The organism is Streptomyces sp. NPDC087300 (assembly GCF_044744425.1).
Classification (GTDB): domain Bacteria; phylum Actinomycetota; class Actinomycetes; order Streptomycetales; family Streptomycetaceae; genus Streptomyces.
This window is the reverse complement of sequence record NZ_JBIUYI010000008.1, coordinates 215,878-233,086: the sequence shown is the minus strand read 5'-3', so window position 1 is coordinate 233,086 and position 17,209 is coordinate 215,878. Positions and strand designations below refer to the sequence as shown.

The window sequence follows — 17,209 nt, the reverse complement described above, 5'->3', positions numbered from 1 at the left end:
CCTTCCTCCCCCCGTACGGACAGGGGGCCTGAAACCTTTGTTCGAGGTAGACACTGTCTACGCGGTGCGGTAGACAGTGTCTATGAACGAACAGGACGCCGGGCTGCGCGCCCGGCTGGTGGACGTGGGCGTCGAACTCGTCGCCGCCCGGGGAGTGCAGGCCCTGACGCTGCGCGAGATCGCCCGCGGGGCGGGCGTCTCGCACGGGGCGCCGCGCCGGTATTTCCCGACCCATGTGTCCCTGCTCTCGGCGATCGCCCGGCGCGGCTTCGCACAGCTTGCGGCGGAGGTGGCGAAGGCCGTCGGCGACGGCACCGCGAGCCCGCGGGCCCAGCTCCACGCGCTGGGCGGGGCCTATCTCGGCTTCGCCGCCGAGCACACCGGCATGTTCGAGCTGATGTTCCGCCACGACCTCCTGGAGAGCGACGGGCTCGGCCTGCGCGAGACGAGCCTGCCGCTCTTCGACGTGCTGGTCGGCCTGGTCGCCGAGGCACGCACCGGCTCCGGCGGCCCGGGGGCCCGGGTCGTCGCGGGCTCGCTCTGGGCGAACCTGCACGGCATCGCCCAGCTCTGGCGCTGGGGCAGCCTCCAGCTCGCGGCGGGCTCCGCCGACCCCGGGCCGCTGCTCACCGCCGCCCTCGACGCGCATCTGGGACCGGAGGACGCGAGCCGGTGACCGACACAGGAACGATGGGCGCATCGCCGCACCCGGACCGGCTCCGCCGGGGCCTGACCCTTGGATGCAGCGTCGCGGGGGCCATGATCGTCGCGCTGGACGGCACAGTCCTGACCGTCGTGCAGCCCGCGCTCCAGCGCGATCTGGACGCCTCGTTCGCCCAGGTGCAGTGGACCAGCACCGGATATCTGATCGCCGTGGCGAGCCTGCTCGTCTTCGCCGGGCGGCTCGGCGACCGCTACGGACACCGGCGGATCTTCGCCGTCGGGACCATCGGCTTCGCGCTCGCCTCGGCGGGCATCGGGCTCGCGTCCGGCGTCGGCTGGGTGATCGCGCTGCGCGTAGTCCAGGGCGTCTGCGGCGCCCTGCTCCAGCCCGCCACCCTCGGGATGCTGCGGGCCGCCTTCCCGCCGGACCGGCTGGCCATGCCGATCGCGCTGCGGACCAGCGCCATCGGCCTCGCGGCCGCCACGGGTCCGCTGCTCGGCGGCGCGCTCGCCACCCACCTGGGCTGGCGTGCGGTCTTCTTCCTCAATGTGGTGCCCGCGCTGGCGATCGGCGTCCTGGCCCTGGCCGTCCGCGTCCCCGCGCCGCACCGGGCGGGCCCCGCGCCCCGGCTCGACCTGCCGGGCGCGGTGCTGCTCGCGGTGACCCTGGCCTGTCTGGTGCAGGCGCTGGTCGGCGTCGCGGAAGGGGGCCCGACGGCGGTCACCGTGGCGGGACTGGTGGTCGCGGCGGTCGCGGGCGGCGTACTCGTCCGCCACGAGCGGCGTACGACGGGGCCGCTCGTGCCGCCCGGACTGCTCGGCTCCGCCGCCGTGGGGCCCGCGCTCTGCGTCCTGCTCGCCGCGTCCGCCGCGATGTTCGGCGCGCTCTTCGTCAGTACGTACTTCTTGCAGGACGTCCTCGGCCTCGACCCGTTGGACAGCGCGGTCCGGGCGCTGCCCCTCGCCGTGATGATGGTGGTCGCCGCGCCTATGGCCGCCGTGCTGCTGCGCACGCACGGGCCGCGGCGCACGGTCACGGCGGCGATGGCGGTGCTCACGGCCGGCGTCTTCGTGCTCTCCCGGCTCGGGCCCGACCCCTCGGCCGTGGCCGTCGGCGGCGGGTTCCTGCTCGTCGGCGCCGGGTTCGGCACCGTGATGGTCGCCGCGACCGCCGTCGTCGTACGGCATGCCCCGGTGGGCGACGCGGGAGTCGCGGGCGGGCTCCAGCAGACCGCCATGAACGTGGGCCCCGCGCTCGGCGTCGCCCTCGCGACGGCGCTGATGACCTTCCTCGCCCCGGCCGCCGCACGGCCCGGTGCCACAGCTCCGCACTGGAGCGACGGGGACTTCGTCGCCGCGATGGGCCCGACGCTCACGGTGCTCGCGGTGGTCGCGGCGTGCGGCGCGCTCGTGGCGGCCCGGCTGCCGCGCCGGACCGCCGTGGCCACCGAGCTCAGTGAGCCCACCGGAGCGGATGCGCCGTCCCCGGTCAGCGCAGCGCCGACTCCACCATCCGCAGGGTCCGTGCCGCCTGCTCGTCCTGCTCCGGGCCGCCCAGGCGCAGGGTGAAGGCGGCACTGGTCACGGCGGTGGCGCCGTCCGCGGTGACACCGCACTCGGACACGCAGCCGAGGCTGGTGCCGCCGTGGAACCAGATGCCGTCGCCGATCCCCGCCACCGGACGCCAGGCGATGCCGAGCCCGTAGCGGACGCCGGGGGCCGGGATCCAGTCGGGCGCGGGCACCGTACGGCGCATCGCCGCCAGTTGGGCGGGCCGCAGCAGCCGCCCGCCGAACAGCGCGCGCAGGAACGCCGCGTGGTCGTGGGTCGTCGAGATGACGCTGCCGTCCGCCCAGCCGCCCTGGCCGACGGTCGTGTCGGTGGGGCGGGTCTCCTTCGGGAAGTACGTGTATCCGGTGGCGGTCGGCATCGGCAGGTACGGCGACGTGCCCGGCGTGAACGTGTGGCGCAGACCGAGCGGCTCGATGATCCGCTCGTGCACCTCCTGCGACCAGGAGTGCCCGGTGACCGCCTCGATCAGCAGCCCCGCCACCACGTAGTTGGTGTTGGAGTACCCCCAACGCCGCTCCCCCGCCGGATCGTCGGCGTCCGGCAGCCACTGCGGCGGCGCGCCGAGCGCGGCCGTCAGCTGCTCCTTGGGCGACTGCGCGCGGAACCGGTTGCGGCGGTAGGCCTCCGGCGTGAACTCGCCGGGGTCACCGACGGCGAAGTAGTCGTTGAGGCCGCTGGTCTGGCGCAGCAGGTTGGCGACGGTGATCCGACGGCCGTCGTTGCCGTGCCCCTGGACCGCTCCCGGCAGCCACCGCTCCACGGTGTCGGTGAGCTTCAGGCGCCCCTCGCCGACCAGTTGGAGGGCGACGGTGGCGGTGAAGGTCTTGGTGTCGCTGCCGATCCGGTAGTACGCGTCGGCCGGCACGGGCCCGCGCGCGTCGAGGTCGGCGACGCCCGCGCGAGCGCTCGTGCTCCCGTGCGCGCTCTGCACCTCGGCGACGACACCGGACACTCCGGTGGCCCGGACGGCCTCGACGTTCCGCTGGAGGGCGGAACCGGCAGGGGCCGTGCGACGCGCCCGTGGCGCGGACGCCCGCGCCTCGGTCGTCGCCACCGTCCCGCCGAGCAGCGCCGCGGCGGTGGCCGCGAGTCCGGCACGCCTGGTGATCATCGCCGCGCCCCCGTCTTCTTCCCGGGGTGCGCGCAGGTGAGGTCGGCGGCGGGCAGCTTTCCGTCGCGCAGATAGTCGTTGACGGTCCGGTCGGCGCACGGGACGGGCGTGAGGCCCCCCTCGCCCCTGCCGTACACGCCGTGCGAGCGGATGTCGGCCGTCAGCAGCCGGGAGCCCTTGAGCTTGCGGTGCAGCGCGACCGCGCCCTCGTAGGGAACGTTGTTGTCCAGGCGGGCCTGGAGCATCAGGACGGGCACCTTGTTGCCGATCCTCGTGCCTGGCTCGCGGGGCTCCGAGTCCCAGAAGGCGCAGGGGGCGATCATCGAGTTCACGTAGGGGCCGAAGACCGGTTGGTCGGTCCTGCTGCGCTGGATGTTCTTCCAGTACGTCTCCGGGTCCTTGGGCCAGCCGCCCGCGGGCCAGCCGCCGTCGCCGCACATGAACATCGCGCCGCCGAGCATGCTGTTCTCCACCTCGGGCGAGTTGAGGAACGCCAGCATCGCGGCGAGAGCGGGACCGGGCTCGACCTCCTCACCGGCGGCCGCCCTCGTCAGGTCGCTGACCATGCCCGCGAGTTGCTCGTCGTTCTCCTCGTGCTGCACGAGCTGTTTGAACATGACCCGCACCAGCTTCGCGTCCAGGCGCTGTCCGGCGATCGGGATGGGACGGCGCTCCGCTCGGGCGAGCAGCTTCTCCATGTCGGCCCGCATGCCCGGGGACAGCGCCGCCTCGGCGGGCGCCCCCGACTGCTGGAACAGCTCGTACTGCGTGGCCGCCGGATCGGTCGAGGAGTCGATGACGATCCGGTCGGCCCTGCGCGGGAACATCTGGGTGAAGACCGCGCCCAGGTCGGCGCCGTAGGAGATGCCGTAGTACGACATCTTGCGCTCGCCGAGCGCGGCGCGGATCGCGTCCATGTCGCGGGCGACGTTGCGGGTCGAGGCGTGCGGCAGCAGTGCGGCGTTGTCGCCGTGCTCCTGGCAGCGGCGCGCGGTGTCGCGCGCCGCGCGCACCGAGGCGTCGAAGTCCTTACGCGGGGTGGTGTGTTCGGCGGGCGGGGTCGGTCTCGGCGCCGTGCCGCAGGTGAGCGGGGTGCTCTCGCCGAGGAAGCGCGGGTCGAAGCCGATCAGGTCGTAGCGGTCGGCGACGTCCTTGAGGGTGGGGCGCAGGGAGAGGGTGGTGGCGAGGCCCGAGCCGCCGGGGCCGCCCGGGTTGGAGAGCAGGATGCCGCGCCGCTGTCCCGGCGACTTCGCCTTGATCCGGGAGATCGCGAGGTCGATCGTGCGGCCGCCGGGGTCGCTGTAGTCGAGCGGCACGGCGACCTTCGCGCACTGCGCGCCCGCCTCGTTGAGCTCCTTCTGGGCGGCGGAGCAGGCGCCCCACTTCACCGCGGCGCGAGGGCCGCCCGGGGTGCCGTGCGGGGCGGCGGACGCCACCCCCGAGGCGAGGAGTCCCGCCAGGCCAAGCCCTGCCGTGACTGCTGAGGCGATGCGCATCGTGCTCCTTGGTGCTCGGCCGGTCTTTTCCGGTGGGTGGAGGAAGTGATCACGACATTAGGAGCGCGCGCGGCACCGATCCATCGGGCTGTCCGCCCGAACCGGGGTGGGGACAACCCCAGTTGGTGCCGGGGGGTCACCAGGCGCGCCGTTGCCCGTGCGAGGCCGCGCCGTCCCGGTTGACCTGGAGTTCTCTCCAACTCATAAGGTCGTGCACGTTCATCGGGAACGACCCAGGAGGTTCCACCATGACCAGCCTTCCCACGCGGCACCTCGGCGCGCTCACGGTCTCGGCGCAGGGGCTCGGATGCATGGGGATGAGCCATGGCTACGGCACGTCGGACGACGCGCAGTCGACGGCGACGATCCACCGCGCCCTCGACCTCGGCATCACCCTGCTCGACACCTCCGACTTCTACGGCTCCGGCCACAACGAGGAGCTGCTCGGCCGCGCGCTGGCCGGGCAGCGGCGCGAACAGGCCGTCGTCGCCACCAAGTTCGGCTTCGCCAACCGGCTCGGCGAGCCCCTGGACATCCGCGGCGACGCGGCCTACGTACGCCAGGCGTGCGACGCCTCCCTGCGGCGGCTCGGCGTCGACCACATCGACCTGTACTACCTGCACCGGGTGGACAAGTCCGTGCCGATCGAGGAGACCGTCGGCGCGATGGCCGAGCTGGTCGAGGCGGGCAAGGTGCGCCACCTCGGGCTCTCCGAGGCGAGCGCCCGCACGATCAGGCGTGCGCACGCCGTGCACCCGATAGCCGCGTTGCAGAGCGAGTGGTCGCTGTGGACCAGGGACCTGGAGGCGGAGATCGTGCCGGTCTGCCGGGAGCTCGGCGTCGGCATCGTGCCGTTCTCGCCGCTCGGCCGCGGCTTCCTCACCGGCCGCTACACCACGCTGGAGGGGCTGCCCGAGGACGATCTGCGGCGCACCCAGCCCCGGTTCGCCGACGGCAACCTGGAGCGGAACCTGACGATCGTGGAGACCCTGGACGAGCTCGCCGCCGAGAAGGGCGTCACCGCGGGGCAGCTGGCGCTCGCCTGGGTGCAGCACCGCGGCGACGACGTGGTGCCGATCCCGGGCACGCGCCGCCAGTCGTACCTGGAGGAGAACGTCGGCGCCGTCGCGATCGAGCTCTCCGCCGACGAACTGGCCTCGATCGACGCGGCGGCGCCCGTGGGCGGGGTCGCGGGCACCCGGTACGACGAGCGGAGCCTGGCCGTGGTCGACCACTAGCCACGGGCGTCCCGTGGCGGGGACGTAGCCTCAAGGTCATGCCCTTCCCCGATGAGAGCGCCCATCCGCTGACGGTGGTGGACTACCAGGACGAGTGGCCGCGGGACTTCGAGCGCGTCGCGGAGCAGCTGAGGACCTCGCTCGCGGGTCTCGCGGTCGCCGTCGACCACGTGGGCTCGACGGCCGTGCCGGGGCTCGCGGCGAAGGACTGCGTCGACGTACAGGTGCGGATGAGCTCCCTGGACGAGGCGCGGGACGTGCCACTGCTCGCGGCGACCGGCTTCCGGTGCCGCCCGGAGCCGTGGAACCGCTCGGAGCTCTCCCTCGGCCACCGCGACAGCAAGCTGGTCTTCGCGCCGCCGGTCGGCGCCCGCCGCTGCAACGTCCACCTGCGGGTGCACGGCCGCCCGAACGCCCGCTACGCGCTGCTGGCGGGGGCGGAACACCGGGCGGCGCGGACCGGCCGGACCCCCAGGTGAGCGCCGTGCACGGGCACCACCGGGTGCCGGACGTCGTGGCGTATCTCGTGGGCGAGTGGCAGGTGGAGCGCTCCGTGCGCGATCTAGCGGACGGCTCGGCGGGACACTTCACGGGGACGACGCGCTTCACTCCCCTGTCCGGCGCGGCCGACGGAGGGCTGCTCCACCACGAGTCGGGCACCTTCGTCTGGCGCGGCGTCGCGCGGCCCGCCGAGCGCACCCTGCGCTTCCTGTCGGGCGAGGTGCCCGGCACCGCCCGCGTCGAGTTCGCCGACGGCCGCTACTTCCACGACCTGGATCTGCGCACCGGCCGCCACACCACGGACCATCCCTGCGCCGCCGACCTCTACCGCGGCGATTTCGAGGTCGCCGACGAGGACCACTGGCGGACCAGGTGGCGGGTCGGCGGACCCGCCAAGGACCTGCTGCTCGTCACGGACTATGTACGGGTCCCGGCGCGTCGAGCCGCAGATTCCAGCGCCCGCCGTGGCCGGTCAGCGTGACGGTGGAGAGCGGACGGATGTCGATGTTCCAGTACGTCGACGGCGGCGCCTTCAGGCCGTAGACGAGCGCCGCGCGCACCACCGTGGACTCGGCGACCGCGAGGATCCGCGCGCCGTCGCCGACGGGGCGGGTGTCGAGCCAGCCGCCGATCCGCGAGATGAAGGCGTGCAGCGACTCACCGCCGTGCGGCGCCGAGCGCGGGTCGCTCAGCCAGGCGTCGACGGCGGCCGGTTCGCGCGCGGTGACCTCGGCGAGGGTGTGGCCCCGCCACCGCCCCATGTCGCAGTCCCGCAGCGCGGGCTGGGCGAGCGGGCCGAAGCCCAGCGCGTCGCCGGTGGCGCGGCTGCGCGGGGTGGGCGAGCAGTAGCGCGACTCGGCCACGCCGAGCGGCAGGAGCGCGGGCGCGGCGGCCTGTACGTCGTGCCAGCCGGCCCGATCGAGCGGCCGGTCGTCCTCGAAGCGCTCGGCGAGCAGCGAGGCGCTCCGTGCGGCGGCGATGAGTGTGACGCGAGCGTGCATGCGGTGATGTTGAGGCGCACGGGAGCGCAGGTCAAGGGCTTGCGGTGAGGGCCGGGCCGACGGCTCGTCCGCCGCCGGGCCCGGACGGCCTCACTGAAGGTCGAGCGCCATCCACTTCTCCGGGTTGTCCAGCGGCGCGAAACCGAGCTTCGCGTAGACGCCGTGCGCGTCGGCCGTGGCGAGCAGGATGCGGCGCAGACCGAACGGCTCCAGATGCGCGCGTATCTCGGCGACGAGGGTGGTGCCGAGGCCCTTGCCGCGGGCGGCGGGCGCCACGTACACGTCGCAGAGCCAGGCGAAGGTGGCCCGGTCGGTCACCACGCGGGCGTAGGCGACCTGCTCCCCCGAAGCCTCGTCGTACACACCGAAGTTGAGCGATCCCGCGATCGCCGCGTCCTGCTTCTCGCGGGCGCGGCCGAGCGCCCAGTACGCGTCCGTGGAGAGCCACCGGTGGACGCGCGCGGCGTCGATGCGGGCGGGGTCGGCGGATATCTCGTAGCCGTCGGGCATCCGGTCGCCGGAGAGGTCTGCGCTGTCGCTCATGCCCCGACCCTGGCAGTTCGACCGAGGCGCCGTCCAGCGTGTTTCGCCCGGCGGGACGGGCGGTGGCAGGTCTTCGTGCGGGGCGCGGTCAGCCCAGCACCTCGTCGCAGGCCGCCCGGAGCCTGCGGACACCCTCCGCGATCTCCCCCCGGCCCGCGACCCCCGCGAAGCTCAGCCTGATGTACGCTGCGGGGGGTTCGGCCGCGAAGTACGGGCGGCCGGGCGCGACGGCGACGCCCGCGCGCAGCGCCGCCGAGACCAGCGCCGCCTCGTCCGTGCCGTCGGGCATGCGCAGCCACAGGTGGTAGCCGCCCGCCGGGATGTGCGGCGGCGCGATGTCCGGGAAGGTCAGTCGCAGCGCCGCCGCCATCGCGTCCCTGCGGTCCTTCAACTCGCCCGCCACCGCCCGCAGGTGGCGTGGCCAGGCGGGCGAGCCGACCAGTTCGAGCGCCGCCTCCTGGAGGGGCCTGGGCACGAAGAAGTGGTCGACGACCTGGATGGCGCGCAGCCGCTCAAGGACCGGCCCGCGCGCCACCAGAGCGCTCACCCGGAAGCTCGGCGACGTGGCCTTGGTGAGCGAGCAGACGTGGACGACGACGCCGTCGAGGTCGTCGGAGGCGAGCGGGCGCGGCAGCGGCCCCGCGTCCTCGTGCACGAGCCGGCGCACGAAGTCGTCCTCGACGACGAACGCGCCGGCCGCGTGCGCGATCCGCAGCACCTCGGGCCGTCGCGCGGCGGACAGCACGGCCCCGGTCGGGTTCTGGAACAGCGGCTGGCACACGAAGACCCGCGCCCCGGTCGCCCGGAACGCCGCTTCGAGAAGCTCGGGGCGCACCCCGTCGGTGTCCACCGGGACGGGCACCGGACGCAGCCCCGCGGCACGGGCGATGGCCAGCATCCCCGGATAGGTGGGCGACTCGACGAGGACCGGGGCGCCGGGCGGGGCGAGCGCCCGCAACGCCGTCGTCAGCGCGCTCTGCCCGCCCGCGGTGATGAGCACCTCGGCGGCCGTGATCGCCCCGCCGATCCCCCGCGCGAACCACTCCCGCAGCTCCGTCAGACCGTCGACCGGCGGCCGCCCCCACGCCCCGGGACGCCGTCCGGCGCGGGCGAGGGCGGCGGCCATGGCGCGCTCGGGCTGGAGGGAGGCGTCCAGATAGCCTCCGTTGAACTCGATGACGCCGGGGGCGGGCGCGGCCAGGGTGACAAGGACCCCGGAGGCGTCGACGGCGCGGGGCACGGGCTCCGCGGCGGCGTCGGCGCTCAGCGTCACCTCCTGCCAGGAGGTGTCACCGGCCGGGGCCGCGGCGGCCTGCGGCTGCGCGCGGAAGACCCCGGCGCCGGGCCGGGTGACGACGAGACCTTCGGCGGCGAGCTGCCCGAGTGCCCGCGACACGGTCACCGGGCTGACCCTGAACCGCTCGACCAGCGCCCGGCTCGACGGCAGCTTTCCACCTGGAGAGTAGCGGTCGAGCTCGTCTCGTAGCCGTTTCGCCAGTTCGCCCACACTGCTACCGTCATGCATGACAGCACAGGATAGCGCTACTCGTCCGACCGGGATAGCGGTCGAGACCACGGAGTCGCCCGGCACCTCCGTGGCGCCCCGCCCCGCCGACCGTGGGGCCTCCCCGGCCGCCCCGCACGGCTCCCGCCGCACCGGCACCGTGCTCGCCGCCCTCGGCGTCACCGCCTTCTCGCTCACCTTCCCCGCCACCGCCTGGGGCCTGGAGGGCATGGGCCCCTGGACCCTGGTGACCCTGCGCGGCGTGCTGAGCGCGCTCATCGCGGGCGGCTGCCTGCTCGCCCTGCGCGTCCCGGTCCCCGCCCGCCGCCACTGGGCGGGGCTCGTGGTGGTCGGCGCCGGAGTCGTCGTCGGCTTCCCGCTCCTGACCACGCTCGCCCTGCAGACCTCCACCACCGCGCACGCGGCCGTCGTCGTGGGTCTCCTCCCCCTGACGACCGCCGTCTTCTCCGCGCTGCGCACCGGGGCGCGGCCGTCCCGCGCGTTCTGGGCGGCGGCGCTCGCCGGGGCCGCCGCGGTCATCGCGTTCACCGTGCAGCAGAGCGGCGGCGCCCTCACCACCGCCGACCTCTATCTCTTCGGCGCGCTGCTGATCTGTGCGGCCGGATACACCGAGGGCGGCCGGCTGGCCCGCGAGATGCCCGGCTGGCAGGTCATCGGCTGGGGCCTGATCCTCTGCCTGCCGCTCAACGCCGTCGGCGTGAGCTTCGCGCTCCGGCACGAGGCGTTCCAGCTCACCGGCCACAGCACGGCGGGCCTGCTGTACTCCGCGATCGGCTCGCAGTTCCTCGGACTCGTCGTCTGGTACCGGGGCATGGCCGCCATCGGCGTACCCAAGGCCAGCCAGCTCCAGCTCGCCCAGCCGCTGCTCACCCTGGTCTGGTCGGTGTTCCTGCTCGGCGAGCACCTCACCGTCGCCGCCCCGCTCACCGCGGCGGCCGTGCTCGTCTGCATCGCCGTCACCCAACGGGCCCGGAGCTGACAGGGAACGGCCCGACAGGCCCCAACTCCCGCTGCCCGTCGTACACTTGCGGCCACGGATCGCGACCTGGCACGGCCGACAGAGCGGGACGAGGGGGCACTCCAGATGCGTGCAACCGTAGGCGACGAGCTGGTGGTGCACGGCAGGATCGTCGGGCAGCACGACCGCCTCGCGACCATCGTCGAGGTGCTCGGCGCGGACGGCGGACCGCCGTACCGCGTCCGCTTCGAGGACGGTCACGAGACCCTGATGTCGCCGGGCCCCGACACCGTCGTACGGCATCAGGGACCGGCGGCGCGGCCGCAGTAGCGGCGGCCCTGCGCGGCGACGGCTCAGCGCGGCGGCTTGGCCGGCTCCTGGTAGTGGTCGGCGACCACCCGCGCCATCGCGCCGATCTTGTCGACGCCCACCTCCTTCGCCGAGAAGAAGACGTGCCCGCGCACCTCGCGGAACCCCTCGGCGTACGTGAGGTGGCGGGACAGCTCCGCCGGGTCCTGCCAGGCGGCGGGCTGCGCGGGGTCGCCCGCCTTGTAGAGGGCCTCGCCGATGTAGAGGCGCACGCCCGTGCCGCGCACGACGTCGTTCCACCACGGGACCAGCTTCGCGTAGTCCGCGGCGGCGAAGCCGATGTTCCAGTAGACCTGCGGAACGATGTAGTCGATCCAGCCCTTCTCCACCCAGCCCCGGGTGTCCGCGTACAGGTCGTCGTAGGTCTGCACGCCCGCCCTGGTGTCCGAACCCGTCGGGTCGGTCGCGATGTTGCGCCAGACCGCGAACGGGCTTATCCCGAACTGGGTGCGCGCCCTGGCCTTCTTCACCCGCCGCACCATCTCGCGCACCAGCCGGTCGATGTTGTCGCGCCGCCAGGAGGCCCGGTCGGGGAAGCCGCCGCCGTAGCGCGCGAAGGCGTCGTCGTCGTCGAAGACCTGACCCGCGACCGGGTACGGGTAGAAGTAGTCGTCCCAGTGCACCGCGTCGATCGGGTACTTGCGCACCGCGTCGAGCATCGCGTCCTGCACGAACCGGCGCACCTCGGGCAGGCCCGGGTTGTAGTAGAGCTTCCCGCCGTACGGAATAACCCAGTCCGGGTGCACGCGCGCGGGGTGTGTGGGGACGAGCCGGGACGGATCGGTGTGATTCGCCACCCGGAAGGGGTTGAACCAGGCGTGCAGCTCCAGGCCCCTGCGGTGCGCCTCCTTCACCGCGGTGCCCAGTGGGTCCCAGCCCGGGTCCTTGCCCTGCACGCCGGTGAGGTACTCCGACCACGGCTCGTACGGCGAGGCCCAGAGCGCGTCGGCGGTGGGTCTCACCTGGAAGACCACCGCGTTGAGCCTCCGGTTCACCGCGGAGTCCAGGAAGGCGAGCAACTCCGCGCGCTGCTGCGCCGCGGGCAGCCCCGGCTTGGAGGGCCAGTCGCGGTTGGCCACGCTCGCCAGCCACATGCCCCGCAGCTCACGGCCCTTCCTGTGCCCCCGCCCGCCGACCGCCGCCGCGTCCCCGGCCATCGCCAGACCCGCCACCGTCGCGACGGCCACCGCGGAGAATCCCCGACGTGACATACGCCTCATCAGTCCACCCCCAGAGCTCGCTGTGCACCGGCACCCCTTGGCACCCCGCACAGCATGCCCGACCCGGCCCGTCATGCACCCGTCGTTGCGGAGTAACGTTCACGGCCTGGGGGGAGACTTCCGGATCCGTAAGTCTCCCCCCAGGGCAGGCACCGCATCAGTACGGGGGTCCTGCCGGCCCCGTTGATCAGCGAAAGGCACGAGGTGACCGACTCCATGACCGATATCGCACGCGTCGGAGTGGTGGGCTGTGGCCAGATGGGCGCCGGAATCGCAGAGGTCTGCGCCCGCTCCGGACTGGATGTGAAGGTCGCGGAGACCACCGGCGAGGCCCTGGAGATCGGCCGTACGCGGCTGTACAACTCGCTCTCCAAGGCGGCCGAGCGCGGCAAGATCTCCGAGGAGGAGCGCGACGAGACGCTGGCCCGCCTCAGCTACACCACCGACCTCGGCGAGTTCTCCGACCGTGACCTGGTCATCGAGGCCGTGGTGGAGAACGAGCAGGTCAAGACCGAGATCTTCCAGGTGCTCGACCAGGTGGTGACCCGGCAGGACGCGATCCTCGCCTCCAACACCTCCTCCATCCCGCTGGTGAAGCTGGCCGTCGCGACGTCCCGTCCCGACCAGGTCATCGGCATCCACTTCTTCAACCCGGCGCCGGTGCAGCAGCTCGTCGAGCTTATCCCGGCCCTCACCACGTCCGAGGGCACCATCAGCCGCGCCCAGGCCATGGTGGAGAAGATCCTCGGCAAGCACGCCATCCGCGCCCAGGACCGCTCGGGCTTCGTGGTGAACGCGCTGCTGATCCCGTACCTGCTCTCCGCGATCCGGATGTTCGAGTCGGGCATCGCCTCGCGCGAGGACATCGACAACGGCATGGAGATGGGCTGCGCCCACCCGATGGGCCCGCTCAAGCTCGCCGACCTGATCGGCCTCGACACGGTCGCCTCGGTCGCCGACTCCATGTACGCCGAGTACAAGGAGCCGCTGTACGCCGCTCCCCCGCTGCTCCAGCGCATGGTGGACGCGGGCCGCCTGGGCCGCAAGACCGGCTCCGGCTTCTACACGTACGCCTGACGGATCTCACCCTCCGTCACACACGGGCCCGGCACTCCTGCGAGTGCCGGGCCCGCTGCGTTCACACACCGTGTGCGCAATGGGCTCGCATATGCCCTTCGCACACTCTCCCGCCTTACCCACCAGACGAGTTGACTTTCTGTACGGATGAAGGGGGGACGCGCCACTACAGAGAGGAGTGGACTCGTGACCACCGACGGCGAGATAGCCGTGGTCCCGGAAGAACTCGCCGAGTTACGCCGTAGCCAGGACGTGGGACTGACCCGCGTCGACGGACGGCTGGCGTTGCTCACTCAGCACGACGAACAGACCGCCAAGAACGTGGAGGCCCTGGAGACCCGGGTCGCCGCCCTGGAACACACGCGCTGGCCACTGCCCACGATCATCGCTCTCGCGTCGGTCGCGGCACTCGCCGTGGCGGTCTGGCAGGCACTCGGCCATTAGCGCGCGTCCTGGCCGAGACGCAGATGGTGCAGGAGGAGGAGCGCCGCGGCCATATTGGCGGCCGGGACCTCCCCGCGGGCCACCATGTCGGGGACGAGCTTGAGCGGGACCCACTCGCGGCGGTCCGACTCGAAGTCGTCCTCGGGATGGCCGATGTAGGTCCCTTCGTCGGACCAGTAGATGTGGTGCCGGGCGTCGGTGAGCCCGTTCGAGGGCTCGACGCTCATCAGGTGCCGCAGCGGGCCCGGCCGCCAGCCGGTCTCCTCCTCCATTTCGCGTGCCGCCGCGTACGCGATCTCCTCGCCGTCCTCGACGACGCCTGCCGCGAGCTCCCAGCCCCAGCTGTCGGTGATGAAGCGGTGCCGCCAGAGCAGCAGCACTTCATTGGCGTCGTTGACGACGGTGGCCACGGCGACGGGCCGCAACCGTATGAGGAAGTGGTCGAGATGCCGGCCGTCCGGCAGCTCGACATCTGCGAGATTGACCGTGAACCATCGGTTTCCATACACAGTTTGTTCGCTCTGCTTCGTCCACTGCACGGTTCTGCCACCTTCCGCCGAATAGATGGCAATATCGCAGCAGGAGGATTGTCAGAGCAGAGTGTGCACAACGCCGTCGGAGCGGCGTACGACGCGCGTCAGGCGCGCACTACAGCGGGACGCGCAGGGCCCCGTCGATGAGTTCGGCCGCCTCGGCCGTCCCCGCGCAGTCGCTGCGCACCAGATACTCGCGCACCGCGCGCAGCCGGTCACGCAGCCGCTGCGACTCCATTCCCCGGGCCTGTTCAGCCATTTTCACCGCCGTGGCCACCGCCTCCTCGGTGTTGCCCTGGCGCAGTTCGATCTGGCTGAGCATGGCGAGCCGGTGGACGCGGCCCCGGTCGTGCGCCGGAGTGTCCACCGCCGCCGCGGCGTGCTCACGGGCGCTGGTCAGATCGCCGAGGCTGAGCAACGCCTCCGCCACTTGCACGTTGACGAGACCCGGCTGGACATAGCCCGTCTCGTCCGGCTCGCGGCCGCGCAGGATCCGGTCGGCCGCCGCCTCCGCACGCCGGATGCAGGACAGCGCGCTCCTGCCGTCGCCCAGGTGCGCGTACGCCTTGGCCTGCATCGCGTACAGGTCGGAGGCGAGCGCGGGGGTGAGGTCGCGGCCGGCGGCCCGCAGCGCCGCCTCGGCGAACGCGACGGCCTGGCGGAACTCGCGCATGAACAGCGACTGGTTGACCAGGAGCGCGATGACGTACGCCCCCAGCCCCTGGTCCCCACTGGCCTTCGCGAGGCGCAGCGCCTGGTGGAAGTAGCGCTGGGCGAGGCCGTGCGCGTCGGAGTCGTACGCGCAGATGCCGGCAATGGCCACCAACCCGCCCGTGGAACGGTGCAGTTGACGCCCCATGGCGTCGGTGTAGCTGCCGCGCAGCAGGGGCGCGGCCTCGGCGTTGAGGAAGCCGACGATGCGGGTGCGCGTCGCGATGCCACCGGTCTTGCGGTACATCTGCTCGTAGTGGGCGCGGGCCGCCCGCATCATCTCGACGTCGGCCGTGCTGACGGGATGCCTGCCGCCGCGGGACACGTCGACGTCCTCGGGCGGGTTCTCCCACTCCCAGACGGGCATCACGGCGGGGGTGCCGGTGACGGCGGGCGCCCCGAGCAGGTGCGGGCGCTGCTGTTCGTCGGAGCGCCACAGGGCCGTGGCGCGCTCGACGAAGCCGGAGAGCGTGGAGGCCGCCGAGCCGAGCCGGGCGGCGGGCAGTCCGGGCACGCCGAGCCCGATGTCGTCGAGGGTGACGGGCCGGTGCAGCCGGGCGGCGAGCACCTCGCAGATGAGATCGGGCACCTGTCCGCGCGGCCGCTGGCCCTTCAACCAGCGTGCCACCGCGGTGTGTTCGTACCGCAGTGCGAGACCTCTTGACTTGCCTGCCTGGTTCACATGTGCGGCAAGTCCCGCGTGAGAGACGCCTGCTTCGTCGAGGATCGCGTCGAGCAGGGTGTTGGGCTGCATGAATGCCCTCCGGTGGCTCGGTGCTGTTCAGATTAGTGGAGGCGGCTTCACACGGGGTGTGAACGGAGTGCCCGGATCCGGGGGGTGTGCGCTCTGCCGCGCACGGGGTGGGATCGCTTGACTGAGATGCCTCATCAGTTAAGGAGGCCGGCCGGGCCGCCGGCTCCCCCCTCGTACAGTGCGGCGGCCCTCACCAGGCGCCGTCCGTCCCGCCGTCTGCCCGACAACTCCATGGCGGGGCGGATGGCGCACGCCGCTCTCCGGCCGCGCCCCCGCGCACCCGGTCAGCTCATGGTGCCGGCGGTGCACCCGGACCCCGGCTGCTGGACGGGGACTCTTTTCCGGTCGTTGCGCAGGACGAGGAGCGCCGCGTCGTCGGACGGCAACTTCCCCGTGTGGCGCAGGAGTTCGGCGTAGACCGAGCGGATCAGGGACTGCGGAGAGACCGGCGGGACGCGCGCGGCCTCGGTCAGCTCGTCCCGCAGCGGGAAGAACGTCCCCGCCGCGTTCCGCGCGTCCTCCATGCCGTCCGTGTGCAGGACGAGCGCCTGCCCAGGAAGCAGCCGTCCGCACCGCAGCACCGGCAGCTCCGCGGGGAGCGGGAACGGGCCGAGCGGCGGCAGCGGTTCGTGGTCCGTCAGGGGCCGCGCCTGGCCGCTCAGCAGATGGGGCCAGGGATGGCCGCAGTTGAGCGCCGAGATCTCGCCGTCCTTGCCGATCTCCAGGAGCAGTACGGTGACGAACTCCTCGGCGAGCGGGCTGTCCGGCGCCGCCCCGCCGCACGCCGGATGCTCCGCGCGGGAGCGCTCCCGCAAGTGACGTCCGTGGGCCCGCTCCAACCGCCGCAGCACCAGCGGCAGTTCGGGCTCCTCGTGGGCGGCCTCGCGGAAACTGCCGAGGACGGCGGCGACGGTGGCCAGGGCGCCGAGGCCGTGCCCGCGCACATCGCCCATGATCACGCGGACGCCGTGGTCGGTGGCGGCCACCTCGTACAGATCGCCCCCGACGGAGGCACCGCGCGAGGCGGAGAGCCGCCCGGCGGCCAGGGCGAGCCCCTCGATCCGCGGTGGCAGCGGCCTGAGCAGTACGTTCTGTGCGGCGCCCGCGACCTCGCGGATCTGCCGCAACTCCCTGAGCAGCGCCCGGCGTACGTGCAATATCAGCCCGGTCCCGACGGCGAAGAAGACCGCGCTGCTGACGATGCGCGCCTCCATGCCGTCCTGCTGCGCGAGCGGGCAGGCCAGTTTGTAGGTGATGGCGAAGGCGCCCCACACGGTCGGCAGCCCCAGTGAGAGCGCGCGCCCGGCCCGCCGCCCCTCGACTCGGCGCGGGAACCGGGCAATACGTCGGCGCGACCTGCCGCGCGCCCTTGCCCCCACCCTCGCCCGGAGCCTCGTCCGGGAGGGAGCCCCAGCCTTGCTACGGATCATGCCGACGGCCCCCCTAAGGCCCTGTTCAGCGAGCAGGCCGGTGCCTACGGCCGGATTGATTCT

18 protein-coding genes are annotated in these 17,209 nt (G+C 73.1%); 9 read left to right on the top strand and 9 right to left on the bottom strand.

Annotated elements, in window-relative coordinates:
* The first annotated feature begins 82 nt into the window (after positions 1–82).
* Both ACIO9J_RS31870 and ACIO9J_RS31865 read left to right on the top strand, forming a co-directional pair.
* Positions 83–676 (top strand): TetR/AcrR family transcriptional regulator, encoded by a 594-nt coding sequence (locus tag ACIO9J_RS31870; RefSeq protein ID WP_402007259.1) that lies wholly within the window; start codon positions 83–85, stop codon positions 674–676.
* A 14-nt stretch (positions 677–690) separates the two neighbouring features.
* The gene (locus tag ACIO9J_RS31865; protein ID WP_402007692.1) at positions 691–2,232 is read left to right on the top strand and encodes an MFS transporter; all 1,542 of its coding nucleotides are present in this window, start codon (positions 691–693) and stop codon (positions 2,230–2,232) included.
* Here the strand turns inward: ACIO9J_RS31865 and ACIO9J_RS31860 are convergent.
* Together ACIO9J_RS31860 and ACIO9J_RS31855 are read right to left on the bottom strand one after the other, a co-directional pair.
* A complete protein-coding gene (locus tag ACIO9J_RS31860) occupies positions 2,153–3,346 on the bottom strand; it encodes a serine hydrolase domain-containing protein (RefSeq protein ID WP_402007257.1) in 1,194 nt (397 codons plus the stop codon). The genes ACIO9J_RS31865 and ACIO9J_RS31860 overlap by 80 nt on opposite strands.
* On the bottom strand, positions 3,343–4,842 hold the full coding sequence (locus ACIO9J_RS31855) for an alpha/beta hydrolase (RefSeq protein ID WP_402007255.1): 1,500 nt from the start codon (positions 4,840–4,842) through the stop codon (positions 3,343–3,345). Before ACIO9J_RS31855 ends, ACIO9J_RS31860 begins: the two co-directional genes overlap by 4 nt.
* Positions 4,843–5,090: 248 nt before the next feature.
* On the opposite strand from ACIO9J_RS31855, the gene ACIO9J_RS31850 reads away from it, so the two are divergent.
* Genes ACIO9J_RS31850 through ACIO9J_RS31840 form a run of 3 tightly spaced genes read left to right on the top strand, consistent with a single transcriptional unit; the run spans position 5,091 to position 7,062 of the window.
* Positions 5,091–6,080, top strand: a complete 990-nt coding sequence (locus ACIO9J_RS31850; protein ID WP_402007253.1) for an aldo/keto reductase — start codon at positions 5,091–5,093, stop codon at positions 6,078–6,080.
* Between the two features lie 38 nt (positions 6,081–6,118).
* Positions 6,119–6,559, top strand: coding sequence for a GrpB family protein (locus ACIO9J_RS31845; protein ID WP_402007251.1), 441 nt, complete (start codon positions 6,119–6,121; stop codon positions 6,557–6,559).
* Positions 6,556–7,062: a DUF6314 family protein gene (locus ACIO9J_RS31840; protein WP_402007249.1), complete on the top strand. Its 507-nt coding sequence runs from the start codon at positions 6,556–6,558 to the stop codon at positions 7,060–7,062. Before ACIO9J_RS31845 ends, ACIO9J_RS31840 begins: the two co-directional genes overlap by 4 nt.
* On the opposite strand, the gene ACIO9J_RS31835 is transcribed toward ACIO9J_RS31840, so the two are convergent.
* The 3 genes from ACIO9J_RS31835 to ACIO9J_RS31825 form a co-directional block, all read right to left on the bottom strand.
* Positions 6,992–7,582, bottom strand: a complete 591-nt coding sequence (locus ACIO9J_RS31835) for a histidine phosphatase family protein (protein ID WP_402007247.1) — start codon at positions 7,580–7,582, stop codon at positions 6,992–6,994. The two genes, ACIO9J_RS31840 and ACIO9J_RS31835, sit on opposite strands and share 71 nt — an antisense overlap.
* Before the next feature lie 90 nt (positions 7,583–7,672).
* Positions 7,673–8,125, bottom strand: coding sequence for a GNAT family N-acetyltransferase (locus tag ACIO9J_RS31830; protein ID WP_402007245.1), 453 nt, complete (start codon positions 8,123–8,125; stop codon positions 7,673–7,675).
* A gap of 88 nt (positions 8,126–8,213) precedes the next feature.
* On the bottom strand, positions 8,214–9,650 hold the full coding sequence (locus tag ACIO9J_RS31825) for a PLP-dependent aminotransferase family protein (protein ID WP_402007243.1): 1,437 nt from the start codon (positions 9,648–9,650) through the stop codon (positions 8,214–8,216).
* Between ACIO9J_RS31825 and ACIO9J_RS31820 the strand changes: the two genes are divergently transcribed.
* Entirely contained in the window at positions 9,649–10,629 is a 981-nt protein-coding gene (locus ACIO9J_RS31820; RefSeq protein WP_402007241.1) for a DMT family transporter, read from the top strand. The two genes, ACIO9J_RS31825 and ACIO9J_RS31820, sit on opposite strands and share 2 nt — an antisense overlap.
* Positions 10,630–10,734: 105 nt before the next feature.
* Positions 10,735–10,938, top strand: a complete 204-nt coding sequence (locus ACIO9J_RS31815) for a DUF1918 domain-containing protein (RefSeq protein ID WP_402007239.1) — start codon at positions 10,735–10,737, stop codon at positions 10,936–10,938.
* A gap of 23 nt (positions 10,939–10,961) precedes the next feature.
* Here ACIO9J_RS31815 and ACIO9J_RS31810 read toward each other — a convergent pair whose 3' ends face one another.
* On the bottom strand, positions 10,962–12,197 hold the full coding sequence (locus ACIO9J_RS31810) for a glycoside hydrolase family 10 protein (RefSeq protein WP_402007237.1): 1,236 nt from the start codon (positions 12,195–12,197) through the stop codon (positions 10,962–10,964).
* Positions 12,198–12,413: 216 nt separating this feature from the next.
* On the opposite strand from ACIO9J_RS31810, the gene ACIO9J_RS31805 reads away from it, so the two are divergent.
* On the top strand, positions 12,414–13,274 hold the full coding sequence (locus tag ACIO9J_RS31805; RefSeq protein ID WP_402007235.1) for a 3-hydroxybutyryl-CoA dehydrogenase: 861 nt from the start codon (positions 12,414–12,416) through the stop codon (positions 13,272–13,274).
* A gap of 186 nt (positions 13,275–13,460) precedes the next feature.
* Positions 13,461–13,718 carry a hypothetical protein gene (locus tag ACIO9J_RS31800; protein WP_402007233.1) on the top strand — a complete coding sequence of 86 codons (258 nt, stop codon included), beginning with the start codon at positions 13,461–13,463 and terminating at the stop codon, positions 13,716–13,718.
* Here ACIO9J_RS31800 and ACIO9J_RS31795 read toward each other — a convergent pair.
* The 3 genes from ACIO9J_RS31795 to ACIO9J_RS31785 form a co-directional block, all read right to left on the bottom strand.
* A complete protein-coding gene (locus ACIO9J_RS31795) occupies positions 13,715–14,257 on the bottom strand; it encodes an NUDIX hydrolase (RefSeq protein WP_402007231.1) in 543 nt (180 codons plus the stop codon). The two genes, ACIO9J_RS31800 and ACIO9J_RS31795, sit on opposite strands and share 4 nt — an antisense overlap.
* Before the next feature lie 109 nt (positions 14,258–14,366).
* Positions 14,367–15,716: a transcriptional regulator gene (locus ACIO9J_RS31790; RefSeq protein WP_402007229.1), complete on the bottom strand. Its 1,350-nt coding sequence runs from the start codon at positions 15,714–15,716 to the stop codon at positions 14,367–14,369.
* Positions 15,717–16,000: 284 nt separating this feature from the next.
* The gene (locus ACIO9J_RS31785; protein ID WP_402007227.1) at positions 16,001–16,990 is read right to left on the bottom strand and encodes a PP2C family protein-serine/threonine phosphatase; all 990 of its coding nucleotides are present in this window, start codon (positions 16,988–16,990) and stop codon (positions 16,001–16,003) included.
* Positions 16,991–17,209: the final 219 nt, after the last annotated feature.